The organism is Parasphingorhabdus sp., assembly GCF_048269915.1.
In the GTDB taxonomy this organism is placed as follows: domain Bacteria; phylum Pseudomonadota; class Alphaproteobacteria; order Sphingomonadales; family Sphingomonadaceae; genus Parasphingorhabdus.
Genome location: NZ_JBLWTY010000001.1, coordinates 437,834 through 453,168, shown reverse-complemented (window position 1 = coordinate 453,168; position 15,335 = coordinate 437,834). Strand labels below are relative to the sequence as shown.

Annotated in this window: 12 protein-coding genes; 11 read left to right on the top strand and 1 reads right to left on the bottom strand. The window is 57.7% G+C overall.

Annotation, left to right across the window (positions count from 1 at the left end; all coding sequences use genetic code 11):
- Nucleotides 1-27: 27 nt before the first annotated feature.
- The 10 genes from ACN0WX_RS02085 to ACN0WX_RS02040 all read left to right on the top strand — a co-directional run bounded on the left by ACN0WX_RS02085 (nucleotide 28) and on the right by ACN0WX_RS02040 (nucleotide 11,978).
- The gene (locus ACN0WX_RS02085) at nucleotides 28-660 is read left to right on the top strand and encodes a peroxiredoxin (protein ID WP_417620615.1); all 633 of its coding nucleotides are present in this window, start codon (nucleotides 28-30) and stop codon (nucleotides 658-660) included.
- Nucleotides 657-1,052: an ArsR/SmtB family transcription factor gene (locus ACN0WX_RS02080; protein ID WP_417620614.1), complete on the top strand. Its 396-nt coding sequence runs from the start codon at nucleotides 657-659 to the stop codon at nucleotides 1,050-1,052. Before ACN0WX_RS02085 ends, ACN0WX_RS02080 begins: the two co-directional genes overlap by 4 nt.
- Before the next feature lie 16 nt (nucleotides 1,053-1,068).
- Entirely contained in the window at nucleotides 1,069-1,944 is an 876-nt protein-coding gene (locus ACN0WX_RS02075) for a methyltransferase domain-containing protein (protein WP_417620613.1), read from the top strand.
- A 56-nt stretch (nucleotides 1,945-2,000) separates the two neighbouring features.
- On the top strand, nucleotides 2,001-2,198 hold the full coding sequence (locus ACN0WX_RS02070) for a hypothetical protein (RefSeq protein ID WP_417620612.1): 198 nt from the start codon (nucleotides 2,001-2,003) through the stop codon (nucleotides 2,196-2,198).
- Nucleotides 2,199-2,385: 187 nt separating this feature from the next.
- A complete protein-coding gene (locus tag ACN0WX_RS02065; RefSeq protein WP_417620611.1) occupies nucleotides 2,386-4,686 on the top strand; it encodes a TonB-dependent receptor in 2,301 nt (766 codons plus the stop codon).
- A 14-nt stretch (nucleotides 4,687-4,700) separates the two neighbouring features.
- Nucleotides 4,701-6,350, top strand: a complete 1,650-nt coding sequence (locus ACN0WX_RS02060; protein ID WP_417620610.1) for a carboxylesterase/lipase family protein — start codon at nucleotides 4,701-4,703, stop codon at nucleotides 6,348-6,350.
- Complete coding sequence (locus ACN0WX_RS02055) at nucleotides 6,347-7,936, top strand: AMP-binding protein (RefSeq protein WP_417620609.1); 1,590 nt, start codon at nucleotides 6,347-6,349, stop codon at nucleotides 7,934-7,936. The genes ACN0WX_RS02060 and ACN0WX_RS02055 overlap by 4 nt, the downstream gene beginning before the upstream one ends.
- 43 nt (nucleotides 7,937-7,979) lie before the next feature.
- Nucleotides 7,980-8,663 (top strand): TetR/AcrR family transcriptional regulator, encoded by a 684-nt coding sequence (locus ACN0WX_RS02050; RefSeq protein WP_417620608.1) that lies wholly within the window; start codon nucleotides 7,980-7,982, stop codon nucleotides 8,661-8,663.
- 305 nt (nucleotides 8,664-8,968) lie between these two features.
- Nucleotides 8,969-10,636 (top strand): MFS transporter, encoded by a 1,668-nt coding sequence (locus ACN0WX_RS02045; protein ID WP_417620607.1) that lies wholly within the window; start codon nucleotides 8,969-8,971, stop codon nucleotides 10,634-10,636.
- Between the two features lie 13 nt (nucleotides 10,637-10,649).
- Nucleotides 10,650-11,978, top strand: coding sequence for a glycoside hydrolase family 1 protein (locus ACN0WX_RS02040; protein ID WP_417620606.1), 1,329 nt, complete (start codon nucleotides 10,650-10,652; stop codon nucleotides 11,976-11,978).
- A 12-nt stretch (nucleotides 11,979-11,990) separates the two neighbouring features.
- Here the strand turns inward: ACN0WX_RS02040 and ACN0WX_RS02035 are convergent, their stop codons facing one another.
- The gene (locus tag ACN0WX_RS02035) at nucleotides 11,991-13,352 is read right to left on the bottom strand and encodes a hypothetical protein (protein ID WP_417620605.1); all 1,362 of its coding nucleotides are present in this window, start codon (nucleotides 13,350-13,352) and stop codon (nucleotides 11,991-11,993) included.
- A gap of 127 nt (nucleotides 13,353-13,479) precedes the next feature.
- Here ACN0WX_RS02035 and ACN0WX_RS02030 point away from each other — a divergent pair, with 127 nt between their 5' ends.
- Complete coding sequence (locus ACN0WX_RS02030; protein WP_417620604.1) at nucleotides 13,480-15,084, top strand: carboxylesterase/lipase family protein; 1,605 nt, start codon at nucleotides 13,480-13,482, stop codon at nucleotides 15,082-15,084.
- Nucleotides 15,085-15,335: the final 251 nt, after the last annotated feature.

Below are 15,335 nucleotides of genomic sequence, written 5' to 3'. Positions count from 1 at the left end.
GCTAAATCTCAAGAGAGGGCGAAACTAATGTCAGACGATCTGCAGATAAAGTCCGGGTTATTGCGTATAGGTGACGCCGCACCGGATTTTCAGGCGCGCACAACCCATGGTCCGATCAAGCTGTCGGATTATCGTGGCCGGTGGCTGATCTTCTTTTCCCATCCGGCGGATTTTACGCCGGTATGCACGACCGAATTTGTCGCGCTCGCACGTCATCAGGACAAGTTCGTGGCTATGGATTGTGCCCTGCTGGGCCTGTCGGTTGACAGTCTATACTCCCATCTTGCCTGGGTACGCGCTATTGAAGATCGATTTGATATAAAAATCCCCTTTCCCATCGTCGAAGACCCAAGCATGGCCGTCGGCCACGCCTTCGGCATGATCGACGAGAATGCAGCGGATTCTGCGGCGATGCGGACCAGCTATTTCATTGATCCCGAGGGCATTGTCCGGGCGACGACGAGCTATCCGCACAATGTCGGGCGTTCGGTCGATGAGATGGTTCGCATGCTGGCCGCGCTGCAGCTTACCGCAGACAAAGATGTGCTAACACCCGAAGGGTGGCAGCCTGGTGACGCTGTGCTTCAGATACCGTCGCTATCGGCAGAGGACGTCAACCGCGAAGATGACTGGTTCTGCCATTTCGTGGATGCGCCATGACGGCGATTTTTGAAAGCCGCGACCGCGCCGATGAAGCAACGGAAAAGCTGAAGGTCTATGCTCAGCCCCAGCGATTGATGATATTGTCCTATTTGCTGCGCGGTGAGAGCAAGGTCAGCGAAATTGACAAGGCAACGGGCATTGGTCAGCCAGCGCTCAGCCAACAGCTTGCCGCTTTGAGGCGGGCGGATATTGTGCGGACACGGCGGGAAGGAAAGCAGATCTGGTATGATCTTGCGAATGATACCGCCCGGCTTTGCGTCCGGACGATGGAGGCTTTGATGACCAGTATGCCCGATCCGCAGCAGGTGATGGCGGCGGCGACATGTGATCCGCCAGCGCAAACACCGTTGCCTGAAACCGGAACGGCGGGCTTCGCAAAAATTCTGTAGAATAGGAAAATATCTCATGACCAATGATGGCGCCGATAAAGATTTGCATCCCGAAGAGCTGAAACCGGAAGACTGGGCTGGAGAAATGGGGCTTAAATGGCTGGCGAGTCTTTTCCTGTTCGAAGAGATGATTGCCCCGATCGGAGACGCTTTGCTCGCCCGCGCCGATTATCAAGATGGGGAATCGGTGATCGATCTGGGTTGCGGTGGCGGCGCTACCACGCTTGCCATTGCGTCTGCGGTTGCGCCTTCCGGCAAGGTCATGGGCGTCGATATTTCGCCTGACCTCGTCGTAGCCGCGCGGGAACGCGCCACAAAAAGCGGCGCGACCAATATCGAATTTACCTGCGCCGACGCGTCCGTCGTTCAATTGCCTGACGCGCCTTATGACCGCCTGTTCTCTCGTTTTGGCAGCATGTTTTTCGATAATCCAATAGCAGCTTTTTCGCATTTGCACGGCCTTGTCCGGCCGGGTGGCCGGATTGATCTCGCGGTATGGGGACCGCCACGCGAAAATCTCTGGATGATGGAGATGATGGGCGTTGTCAGAAATCACATCGAAGTTCCGCCTGCGATCCCGCGTGCGCCGGGGCCTTTCGCTTTCGAGGATTTGGAATATCTTGGAGAGATACTGAGCGGCGGTGGTTTCACGAATGTTGATGTTGCGGCATATGAAGGTCTGCAACCTGTCGGTGGTATCGGTGCAACGCCCGACAAAGCTGTTGCCTTTGCGCTTGCTTCGATGGCTGCCGGACGTGCGTTGCGTGATAAAGGCGATACCATATTCGCGGCGGCTAGCGAGGAGCTGACCGATCTGTTTGCCAAGCATCATGTTCCCGGAAAAGGTGTTCTGATGCAAGGAAAAGCCTGGCTGGTATCTGCGATTGCATAAGATTCTGGTCGCGCGAATGGCGGGTATTGCGGATTACACCGAGGGAAGTCTGGCGGGTGCCAGAAGCCAGTGAGATGTTGGGAGCGATAATCAGCGAAGAACAGAAGATTGTTGTTCCCAAAGGTGAAAATCCAGCAAATGTGCAATTCGCGATTGGCAGCCGTTTCTTTCAAAAGGCGGCATTGCGCCTTGGTTCCGGTGATTGCAGCGGCAAGCACTGTCTTGCTCCTCACCGCCCGGAAAGGCGGGTGTAGACTCAGGTTGCTGCCGTGATGGATTCTATGCAGCTGATAGTTCCAATCGCTATTAAAAGAGGCTGAAGCGCGCCCGCCAAGCAACACATTCACACACGTGATAGTGAGTGTTGACATTGCGACGCAAAGTGGCATAAACCGTGCCCAAGTCAGCGACAGAGAGCGTTGGCTAGGAGGAGAGGTTCATATGAATGTTAAGTTTTTTGCGTCCGCGTCTGCGGTCGCTTTGCTCGCCCAACCCGTTTCCGCAGTCGCACAGTCGACCGAAGTGCCACAAGCCGCTGACGCAGCGGCGCGAGATCAGAAGCGCGACAATAAGGAAATTGTCGTCACTGCAACTCGCCGTACCGCGCGGATTCAGGATATTCCGCTCAGCGTCACAGCTTATGCCCAGGAAGATCTGGATGATCTCGGCATTGTCGGTTACGAAGGCATCGCACAGAACACCCCGGGTATCGTCGTCAACAAACCGACCCAGAACTTCAACAATTTTACCAGCCGCGGAATTAACACGAACGGATATAGCGCCGGGCTGCAAAGTGCAGTCGCCATCTATATCGACGAACTGCCGATTTCAGCGAATGGCAACTCTACTATTCTAGATCCCAATCTATACGATGTTGAGCGTGTGGAATTTCTGCGCGGACCGCAGGGCACATTATTCGGTTCCAACTCGCTTGCCGGCGCGATGCGTATCATTACCCGCGGTCCCGACCTCGATGATTTCGAGGCTTCGGTCAGCGCCGACCTGGCCCTTACCGGATCCAGTTCGGTTCGCCAGCGCTACAACGCCATGATCAATATTCCGATCATGACGGACGAGCTCGGCCTGCGCGCTACGGGCTATTATCGCAACGAAGATGGCTGGGTCGACAATATCGGCACCGGTGTGAATGACTCCAACAGCCTGGAAGCCTATGGCGGGCGCGTCAGCCTGTTGATGCAGCCCAGCGACCGTATGAAAGTTCGCCTGCTCGCTTCCTACGAAAACAGCAAGCCAGCGGATTCCGGTCTTACCAATCCGACTCTCGGGAAATTTGTGCGCAATTCGGACCGCCCCGATCTGTTCCAGGGCGAACTCACCAACTTTAACGTAACCATCAATCATGAATTCGATTTTGCCGAGCTGATCAGTTCAACGACATTGTCGAACTATGATGCTTCTTTTTACGTCGATCTTGCGGGAACATATGCTCAAGCCTTCCCGTTCGCGCTCGACGCCTATGGCTATGATGACCTGTTCGTCCAGGAAACGCGGCTGGTTTCGCGCGGTTCGGGGCCATTGGAATGGGTCGCGGGCTTCTTTTACTATGACAAGCGCCGGACGGTCGATTTCGCCTATCGTTCGACGCCGGAATATCTCAATGCGAACGGCCTCACCGGGCTTCCCGACGAATATTATCAGCGTTTTCAGGCTTATACTGACCAGACTGAAATTGCGGGCTTCGGCGAGCTGACCTTCCGTTTCAGCGATAGTTTCTGGGTCACTGGCGGGCTTCGCTATGGCAACACCAAGGTGCAGAGTTTTACTCGCGGGGGCGGTTATAACAGCAACTATCTGACCGCGGCTTATTGCAGGGAATTCTTCCCGGCATGCGGGTTCTTTTTCCCGCCGATCACTGTGACGCCTATCGCTTATGCCGAAGGGCTCAAGGTCTCGGATGATCGCTTGTCATGGAAGGCGAGCGCGTCATGGAAGCCAAGCGACAGCCTGACCACCTATGCGACAGTGTCCACGGGTTTTCGCACACCGGTGGTCAATGCGCGGGCAGGTCTGGTGAGCGCAATTGATCCCAATGATCTGGTGATACCGGATGGTGCAAGTTCGGACAGCGTTACCAATTATGAGGTTGGTATCAAAGGGCGCTGGCTGGGGGGTGACCTGGTCGCCAATATCGCGGCATATTATATCGACTGGAAAAACATCCAGGTCCAGGCAAACCGTGTGTCCGACTCGATCCAGTTTGCCACCAATATTGGCGGAGCAGAAAGCTATGGCCTTGAGTTCGAATTTGTCGCGCGGCCGGTTCAGGGCCTGAGCCTTACGCTCAACGGTTCATTCAACGAAGCCAAGGTAACCGACCTAACCGCACTCGAGGCGGCAATCTCGGGCGCGGAAAAGGGAACCCGGCTTGCATCGCCGCACTTCCAGGGTTCCGGTACCGTGCGGTATGACTTTGCGATCGGCGCTAGCGACAGCGGCTTCGCTGCCGTCAATGTGTCGCATGTCGGATCGTTCCCGAACCAGTTCCCGAACGTGCCCGGCAATCCAGCGGCCTTGTCTCCGACCTATGATTTTACCGAGGCGTGGACCAATATGAATCTCTATGCCGGGGTCAAGCTGGGGTCGATTGACCTGACCGCCTATGTCGAGAATGTTTTGAATGACAGCTCGATCACCTATGTCCATCCGGAGGCCTTCCTTGATGGTCGTTACGCCCGGTTGCGGCCGCGGACGGTTGGTGTTCGTGCCAATTACCGGTTCTGATTGGACAGAGGATAATGAAAGCTACGATGATCTCCCGCCTGCTACCCTTTGCTCTTGCTGTAACCGCCCTGTTCGCAGGACCGGCTGTCGCCGCGTCTGGCCCTATGGTCGACGCGCCGGCAGGCAAGGTGGAGGGTAGCAAAGCAAAGGGTATTCGCATCTTCAAGGGCATTCCCTATGCGGCACCGCCGGTCGGCAAGCTGCGCTGGGCACCGCCTCAGGCGGTGCCAGACTGGCAGGATGTGCGCGATGCGACCAAATTCGGTGCGGCATGTCTGCAGCCGGGGCCGCGGGGCCCGAGCATTTATGCCTGGGACCTGCCGGCAATGAGCGAGGACTGTCTGTCGCTGAACATCTGGGCACCGGAAAATGCCAAGGGTGCGCCGGTGTTCGTATGGATCCATGGCGGATCGCTGACCACCGGATCAGGGGGCGACCCGCTTTATGATGGCAGCGCGCTCGCGGCGCGCGGCATGATCGTCGTGTCAATCAACTACCGGCTCGGGGCGCTCGGCTATCTCGCGCACCCGGGCCTCAGTGCTGAATCGGCCGACGGCGTGTCGGGAAATTACGGTCTGCTCGACCAGATCGCGGCGCTGGAATGGGTGAAGCGAAACATCGGCGCCTTCGGCGGCAATGCCGGAAATGTCTCGATCGCCGGTGAGTCTGCGGGCGCGCTCAGCGTCATGTATCTAATGGCTGCGCCGCAAGCGCGGGGGCTGTTCCACAAGGCAATTGCACAAAGCGCCTATATGGTTTCGGCGCCCGGGCTGCGCGCGCAGCTGAACGGCATGGTGCCAGCCGAGCAGCAGGGTGTTGATCTGGCAACCAAGCTCGGCGCGACCGATCTTGCTGCGCTTCGCGCCTTGCCGGCGGAAGAGATTGCAAGCAAGGCACCCGCCACGGGTTATTTCCCTTTCCCTGTCGTCGACGGAAAAATCGTACCGCGCCAGCTGGTCGAGACGTTTGACCGCAACGAACAGGCGCCGGTGCCGATCCTGGCCGGTTTTAACGCCGGGGAAATCCGTTCACTGCGCTTCTTGCTGCCCAAGGCCCCGGATAATGCAGAGGCTTATGAAGCGATGGTCCGCGCGAATTACGGCGAATTTGCCGATGCCTTTCTTGCCCGCTATCCGGCAAAGAATATCGAGGAAAGCATGCTCGCCGCGACGCGTGATGCGATGTATGGCTGGACATCCGAGCGGCTGGTCTCGAACCAGGCCGCGCTCGGCAAACCCGCCTATCTCTATTTCTTCGATCACGGCTATCCGGCGACGCAGCAATGGAATCTGCACGCCTTTCACGCTGCCGAATTACCCTATGTTTTCGATACCGCGGGCAAAACGCCGCCGCTTTGGCCGAAAATTCCCAGCAACTTGGCGGAACATAAAATGATTGATGCGATGGGCGATTACTGGGCGAGCTTTGCGAAACACAGCCGCCCTCAGGCGAAAGGCCAGCCCGACTGGCCGGACTATTCGAACAACAGCGGCTTTATGCATTTTGCCGATGTCCCGCGCGCACGTCACAAGCTGCTCCACGGCACGGCCGTGCTCCACGAAGCGGTCGTGTGCCGCCGCCGCGCGGCCGGTGATATTGCGTGGAACTGGAATGTCGGCATCGCGTCACCGCCGCTGCCCCCCAAAGCCGAGGGGTGCAAATGATCGACGGTTCAATGCAAGATTATGCACTGACTCTCGACAAGTTTCTTTCCCATGCTGCAAAATGGCACCCTTCCGGCGAGGTTGTGTCAGCAGGGAAAGACGGAGAGATCGAACGCATCGATTACGCGACGCTATACCAGCGCGCGCGCGCGATTTCAGGTGCCCTACAGGGGCTCGGCGTTGGCAGTGGCGACCGGGTGGCAACGCTCGCGTGGAATACGCAAGGCCATTTCGAAAGCTGGTACGGAATTATCGGCATGGGCGCCGTATGCCATACATTGAATCCACGCCTCACGGCTAAACAGCTCGGGGCAATGCTGGTCCAGTCGGAAGCTGGCATCTTGTTGGTCAGCCCCGATCTTCTGCCCCTTGCCCTCGACGCTACCAATGAAGGGGGCACGGTACGGCATATATTGCTGCTCGACGACAACACGGCGCAGGATAACCCAGCCGGCGCTCCTATTGTAGTTGGCGCGCTTGAAACGGCGATGGGCACAGCATCAATGGATGTCGAATGGGGGCAGTTTGACGAGAACACGCCGTCCGGACTGTGCTTCACTTCCGGCACGACCGGCGCGCCCAAGGGGGTTAGCTATACACATCGCGGCTGCTACCTGCATACAATGCGGCAACTTCAAGCCGACGTCATGGGCGTGCGTGCGCAGGATGCGGTGCTCGCAATCGTTCCCATGTTCCATGCCAATGCCTGGGGCTTGCCTTTCACGGTTCCTGCGGTCGGCGCCAAGCTGGTGCTGCCCGGTCGCCATAGCGATGGTGCGCATATTGCGCGCCTGATCCGGTCCGAAGGCGTGACCCTGGGCGTGGGAGTGCCGACCGTCTGGCTGGGGCTGGTCGAGCATCTCGAGAGTGAAGGCGGCGAGGTTCCGACGCTCGAACGGATTCTCGTCGGGGGCGCGTCAATGCCACCGGCGCTGATGGAGCGGATCGAGCGAAGGCTGGGAGCCGAGGTTCAGACAAGTTGGGGCATGACCGAATTGTCACCGCTCGGTACCGCCGCGGCACCTGGCGACCCCGGACGCTCGGCGAGCGTCTCTGGGCGGCCAGCCATAGGTGTCGACCTTTTGCTCACCGACTCAAGCGGTAGCCCGCTTGCCGATCAGCGCGGGTCGGAGGGATATTTGCGCGTTCGCGGGCCAAGCGTCATAGGGCGCTATTTTGGTCATGAGGAATCCGCAACCGACGCTGAAGGCTGGTTCGACACCGGTGATCTGGCGCGCATCGACGGCGGCGGGAATCTGACGATCACGGGACGTGCCAAGGATCTTATCAAATCGGGTGGCGAGTGGATCAACCCCGCCGAAATCGAAACGCTGGTTGGCGCGCTGCCACAGGTGTCACTCGCTGCAGTGATAGGCCGGACTGATCCGAAATGGGGCGAGCGTCCTGTCCTGCTGGTCGAGACGCATGGTGAATCGATCAGCGATGAAGAACTGCTTGCACCTTTGCGAGGGAGCGTCGCGACCTGGTGGATTCCTGATGCGATCATCCGTCTCGACGAGATGCCACTCGCGGCGACCGGCAAGATCGATAAAATACAATTGCGGGCGGATTACGGACACGTGTAGGGTGATCGCGGTCGCGACAGCGACCATAAATGTGCAGAAGGAAATGAATTTGGTGTCTACAGTCAAAACCGCGGTGAAGAAGTTGTCGAAGGCGGAGCAACGCGCCGAGATGATGGAGCAGATCCTCGATACTGCCGAATTCCTGTTTGCGACGCACGGCTTTTACGGGGTGACGCTAAAGGATGTCGCCAAGCAAGTGGGCGTCCACCACACGCTGCTCAACTATTATTTCGATGACAAACAAACCTTGTTCGACGCCGTCTTTGCACGGCGTGCAGTCGTTACAATCGAAAAACGGATGCAGGCGCTTGATGATTACGACCGTGCGGCCGGCGAAACGCCGACGGTTGAGGGTGCGCTGCATGCGTTCCTGGACACCGACCTCGACCTCTATATTCATGGTGGCGAAGGATGGAAAAACTATGGCGCATTTGGTGCCCAAGCATCAAACAGCCCGGATGGTGCCGAATATATGGATAAATATTTCGATCCGGTGGTGCTGCGCCTGATCGACATTTTGAAGAAAGCGCTCCCCAACGCAGCCGAAGAAGATATTTTCTGGGGCTATCATTTCGTGACCGGAGCGCTGATGCTCACGCTTGCGCGGACCGGACGTATCGACAAATTGTCGCATGGTCTTTGCCAGTCGGACGATTATTCTGCGGTCAAGCAGCGCATGGCCCGATTCATGGCGGCTGGCTTCAAGGAAATCTGCGAGCAACATTAACAGGAAAAGTGTCGAGGCAGGAAAGGACACCTGCTTCGGTTTCAGGACGTGATTCTTATTCACTCACAAGTGAGTTATTATTGGAGTACCGAATTATGCGGGATCTGAGGCGGTCGGACAGGTTAATGTTGGTGCGGCTCGGCCTGAATATTATCCTCAAGGGTTCTGCCGTTGTCTCGGTAGAACGTGCATTTTTGACGAGTGAACAAGGAAGCCCGGCGGGCAACGCCGCGCGCTGATATTCTCCGGCGGAGGCGGATAGGCGAAGAACTGCCGTCTCGACCGGAACAAATGGGAGAAGGGATATGGCTACCAGCACGGAAGCTTTGCCAGACGGCGTGGGTAAAAAACAGAATGAGAAGCTCGTTGTCGCCGCTTCCTCGCTGGGGACGGTATTCGAATGGTATGATTTCTATCTCTACGGTCTGCTTGCCAGCGTTATTTCGGCCAAGTTTTTTTCGGGGGTCAACGAAACCACAGGCTTCATTCTTGCTCTGATGGCTTTTGCTGCCGGTTTTGCGGTGCGACCGTTCGGCGCGCTGGTATTCGGCCGTGTCGGCGATATCGTGGGGCGCAAGAAAACCTTCCTCGTCACCATGGCGATCATGGGTCTGTCGACCTTCGCAGTGGGCGTACTGCCTTCCTATGATAGCATCGGCATTGCTGCACCGATCATCCTGATGGCGCTTCGGCTGTTGCAGGGCCTGGCGATTGGCGGCGAATATGGCGGCGCAGCAGTCTATATCGCCGAACATGCACCGAAGGGGAAGCGCGGCTTTTACACCGGTTTTATCCAGACTACGGCAATGCTGGGTCTGATCCTGGCATCAATGTTTGTCGTCGGATTGCGTACGACTTTGGATGCCGATGACTTTTTTGCCTGGGGTTGGCGCGTGCCTTTTCTTTTCTCCATCATCCTGCTGTTGGTCGCGCTCTGGATTCGCCTCCAACTCAACGAAAGCCCTGTTTTTCAACGGATGAAGGCGCATGGCGCGACTTCGAAAGCGCCGCTGACGGAAGCCTTCGGACAGTGGAAAAATCTAAAAATCGTTTTGATCGCGTTATTTGGTGCGGTCGCCGGGCAAGCGGTGATCGGTTTCTCGGGCCATCTCTACCCGCTTTTCTTCCTCGAAAAAATCGCCAAGGTCGACGGTGCTACCGCCAATTTCCTTGTCGCCACTGCGCTGACAATCACCATTCCCCTTTATGTTTTCTGGGGCTGGCTCAGCGACAAAATTGGTCGAAAGCCAATCATGATGACAGCATGCGTTATTGCTGTTTTTGCCTATTTCCCGCTCTATAGTGCGCTGGTCGGCGCCGCCAACCCGACAATGGCGGCGGCTATCGAACGCGCGCCCGTACGCATCGTGGCCCATGGTGCCGAATGTTCGTTCCAGTTCGACCCTATCGGTGGCAACACGTTTGACAAGACAAGTTGCGATATCGTCAAATCCTATCTCGCAAAAAACGGGATCAACTACGAGAATATCGAAGCGCCTGCCGGGACCATTGCATCGGTTGAAATCGGTGATCATGTCGTCACGGCGCCCGATCCAGATGCGGTAAGCGGAAAGGTAAAGGCCGCCGCTATTGCTAATTTTGGTGCGGCGGTGAAGGCAAATCTGGATGGAGCGGGCTATCCGGACAGCGCCGATCCGGCTGAGATGGACCGGTTCAAGGTTATCGTGATCCTGTGCATGCTCGGGACGCTGGGAACGATGGTCTATGGACCGCTTGCCGCTCTGCTGGTCGAACTGTTTCCCGCGCGTATCCGCTATTCGTCATTGTCTCTGCCATATCATATCGGAAACGGCTGGGTCGGGGGCTTTATGCCAACGATTGGCTTCGCGATGGTCGCGGCGACAGGCAGCATCTATCAGGGGCTATGGTATGCCGTCGTGATAGCCGGAATCACTGCGGTGGTCGGGATATTGTTTCTTCCAGAAACCTATAAACGCGACATTGAAGCGTAGAGAGGAACGGGCTGTGACGGATCAGGATATGGAGATAGGGCGACGCGAGTTGATGCAGGTTGCGGCAGGTGCCGCGGCCGCTCCCGCCCTCATGGCGAATACAGCTTCGGTGACTGCACGCCGCCCTGCACCGGCTGACTTTTTGTGGGGGGCCGCGATCTCCGCTCACCAAAGCGAAGGCAATAACACCAATAGCGATGCCTGGCTGGCGGAAAATATAACGCCCACCTTGTTCAAGGACCGTTCCGGCGATGCGTGCGATAGCTATCATCGCTATGACGAAGATTTCGCACTCGCGCAGCAACTGGGCCTGAACTGTTACCGGCTGGGTCTGGAATGGGCGCGGATCGAACCCAGCGAGGGCTATTTTTCCAATGCTGCTCTCGATCATTACAAGCGCGTACTCGAAGCATGTCGTGCGCGCGGGCTGCGGCCGATTGTGACCCTGAACCATTTCACCACGCCACTCTGGTTTGCTGCCCGCGGCGGATTCGAGGTGAGCGATGCATCGCAATTATTCGCACGCTTCTGCCGCATTGTCGCGGAAAGACTGGGCGGGCTGATGCATCTCGTGACTACGTTCAACGAAGCCAATATCGGGCTGCTGGTTGCGCTATACCCGCGGTCGGATGCGGCGCTCAAACAGATAAGCGAAGTGAACAGGGCTGCGGTTGCCGCCACCGGATCACCGCGCTTTTCGCGCCTGGCCTATTCCGATCCTGCCATTTCCACGCCGATCCTGCAGGAAGCGCATCGTCTGGCCTATGATGAAATCAAGTCGGTAAGGCCAGAACTGCCCGTGGGGATAACACTTACCACACAGGAGATTCAGTCGGCAGGAGCGCCTTCGCTGGTCGCACATTATGAGCGGATGCTCTACGGTGACTGGATCGATGTGGCCCGCAGCCACTCTGATTTCTTCGGCGTTCAGTGCTATACGCGGATGGTTTTCAACGAGAATGGGATGGTCGCGCCGCCGCCGGATGCCGAACTGACGATGTCGGGCTATGAATTTTACCCCCAGGCGCTGGCCAATACGATCCGCTGGGCGCATCGCAATATTGGCAAGCCGATTTATGTGACCGAAAGCGGCGTAGCGGTGAACGATGACAAGCGCCGGATTGCCTTTATCGATCAGGCGCTCGACGGCGTCAGGGCCTGCCTCGATGAGGGGATCGCCGTCCGCAGCTATCTCTACTGGTCCTTGCTCGATAATTTCGAATGGACATCGGGCTATGGCCACACCTTTGGACTGGCAGCCGTTGACCGCGAGACGTTCAAACGGACGCCCCGGCCAAGCGCCTATCATTTCGGTGCGCTCGCTCGCGCGAACCGCTTGTAGCTGTTCGAGATTTCAGGCCTGACTGGCTTCCAGCAGAAGGTCGCGGAATGCCGCAACCGTCACAGCAACACTTGGCGCATCGATGCATCGCTCGTCATCGTCAGCGACGTGATGAAAGCGGTGCAATCCGAACACTCCTGCCACCGAGGAGTAGCCTGCGGCAATGATCGCGGTTAACTCGCCCGCCGATAATTTGTCGCTGGGGTAAGGCCCTTCGAGCCCCACCAGCCCCTTGAACAGGCGCCGCGCCGTGGCAAGCAGTGGCGGGCTGACAACCAGATAGCGCTGCGAATCCGTGCCCGGCAGTGCCGATAGTCCAAACAGCCCTTCGTGCCAGTCGCGTGCGGCAAGATTGGCGCCAAGATGTAACCAGAAGTGGGTCTTTTCGGGCTTGGGCGCTGTCGCCTTCAGCGATTCCTCGGCTCCCAGATTTTCATATTCATGGCCGCTGTTGCAAAGGAAGGCGATATCGTGATCGGGCAGCATCCTGGGTATGTTGCGCGCAAGGTCGAGCCACGCGGCAATGCCGCCGCCTCGTTCTGCCGCGCAACCATACCAGCCCGAACGCGGCGTCGAGATGACGATCCATTTCCCTTTTTGCCGATCCATCCGGCCGATCACGTTGAAGGCCGGTCGCCGACCGGCCTGTCCCGTCAGCGTCACGGTCGCCCTTTCATGCGTCATCGCAGCGCTCAGGAAGGGTGCGGCATCGGTGGGTGCGAGAAGGCCAACGGGCCCCGCAAACATAGGCGCGCGACCATCGGCATTAAGAGCGATCACCTTGCCGGTGGGACCGTTGGTGACAATGACTACCGCCTTTGCACCGCCCTCGAAGGCGGCATCGACGGGCCCGCGTATGGATTTCGAAATGGCCGACGACCAGCGGCCGTAAGGCAGATCAACCAGTGCAATTGCTCCGAGGAGCGGCGCGTCAGCCCGCCCCGCGCCGTCGACGCGAACCAGCGGACCGGATAGGCCGCTTGCCGGCGTCGGAGTGACAATTGGTTGCGGCCAGACGGTTGCCCGCGCGCCGTCAATCGCGATTTCGCAATGTGCGGGATCGAAATATGGAACCGAAAGCACGGGTTTTTCGACAGCGAACCCGGCCGCTTCCAGCTCACCGGCGAGCCAGTGGCCGCATGCGACGTCACCTTCGCCCCCCGACTGCTTGCTACCAAATCCGATATATCTGGCGAGATCGTCTGCAATCGAATTGGGCTTAGTGGTGGCTGTGGCCTGCGCCGCTGTCGGTATCGCCGCCGTCAGGGACAGGCTGCTCGCGCCCACCAGCACCTCGCGTCGCGTCGGTCCATTCACACCACCATCTCCCCGTTGTGCCCGCGCCAGTTTCCGTGCCGACCTTGGGTCGGTCATAAATGCGGCGGACTTGATATTCACTTGCGAGTGAGTGTAGGGTTGAGGAGGAAAAATGGCAAGCATTGCGGCTGTCTCGGGGAGGAATAGGATGCACGGAACCGCGGTTCGAATCTTGGCATGTATCATGGTCATCATGATAGCTGTGGCTGGCACACAATCTTCCGCCGCCCAGCCGGACCAACCTGAAGTGCAGATCGCACAGGGTCGGCTCACCGGAACAATCGCGGATGATATCCGCATATTCAAGGGCATTGCCTATGCCTTGCCGCCGGTTGGCGAACGGCGCTGGCGACCACCCGCGCCGCCCGCGACGTGGCAAGCCACCTATGACGCACGCGAATTTGGTGCCAGTTGCATCCAGCCTCCCTACCCCGCCAACAGTGTCTATTTCGAAGAGATTGCGGCCACTAGTGAAGATTGTCTGACACTCAACATCTGGGCACCACAAAAGGCAGATGGCGCACCCGTGATCGTCTGGATTCACGGCGGTGCACTGCAACGCGGAACGAGCGCCAGTCCGATGTATGACGGAAGCGAATATGCGAAGCGGGGGATTGTTTTCGTTTCGATCAACTATCGGCTTGGTGTCTTTGGCTGGTTGGCGCACCCCGAGCTCAGCGCCGAATCGCCGGAAGACATTTCCGGCAACTATGGTTTGCTTGACCAGATCGCGGCGCTGACATGGGTGAAGAATAATATCAGCGCGTTTGGCGGCGATGCACAGAATGTTACGCTAATGGGTGAATCGGCCGGCGCGCTCAGCATCACCTATCTACTGTCCAGCCCGCGGGCTCACGGCCTGTTTGCCAAGGCTATCATCCAAAGTGCGAATACCCGCGCCGTGCCGAAGCTCAGCGAACCCGCCTTCGAGATGCCTGCCGCCGAAACATTCGGCATGGCGCTGGGGAAGGATATTGGCGCGCTACGAGCGCTGGACGCGGAAGCGTTGATGATCAAGGCCTTGCAGGCTCGCCTGCCTGCCCAGGGGACAGTTGACGGGAAAGTGTTGCCCGCACAGGTTGTCGATATTTTCGATCGCGGCGAGCAGGCGAAGGTACCGATCCTGGCTGGTCTCAACAGTGGTGAAATCCGCTCGCAACGATTGTTAATTCCACCAGTCCCCATAGACCCCACCGCCTATGAAGCCGAAATTAAAAGGCGATATGGCGATCTCGCGCCAGCCTATTTAAAACTCTATCCGGCCTCGGATGTCCCGGAAAGCCAACTCGCTGCGACGCGTGATGCGGTCTATGGCTGGGCAACCGAGCGTATGGTCAGGCAACAGGCTGCAGCGGGACAGCCCGTCTATTCGTTCATCTTCGATCATTGCTATGCTGCAGCGGAGGAGCGTGATCTATGCAATTTTCACGCCGGGGAATTGCCCTTCACTTTTGGCCGCGTCGGGCCAGACAAACGATTGCCTGCCAACTGGCCTGCACCCGTCGATGCCGCCGACCATATTCTTGCAACGATGATGGTCGATTATTGGACAAGCTTTGCCGCTACCGGTGTGCCATCAACCAAGAACGGACCGCCCTGGCCGACATATGATGAAGATCACGCGAATATGCGGTTCGCCGCTACCCCGGTCGTTGAGCATGGCAGCGCGAGCGCTATGTTCGAACTTCAGGAGCAGGTGATGATACAACGGCGATGCAATGATGAGCAGTGGTTCATTAACGTCAGTCCGATCAAATCTTGCATTCAGAATAGCAGCCGAAAACCTTGATTGTGCATGGGCTGCATGAGCCGATGACATTGTGTGATTTAGGCGAGAAACAGATTGAGCAACGCCAGGATAGCTTGGCAGCATGCAGAATAAGGAACTCGTAGAAAACGGTCGGCTTAACTAGGGAAGACCGGCGCCAAAGACCCGATATGCAGCAGACAGCCACCAACCGGTGTTTTACAGCGATGGGTCATAGTGGCGGACTATTGCGCGTCGACAGACTTTGAAACTGATCCATGCAGGCCGCAAAA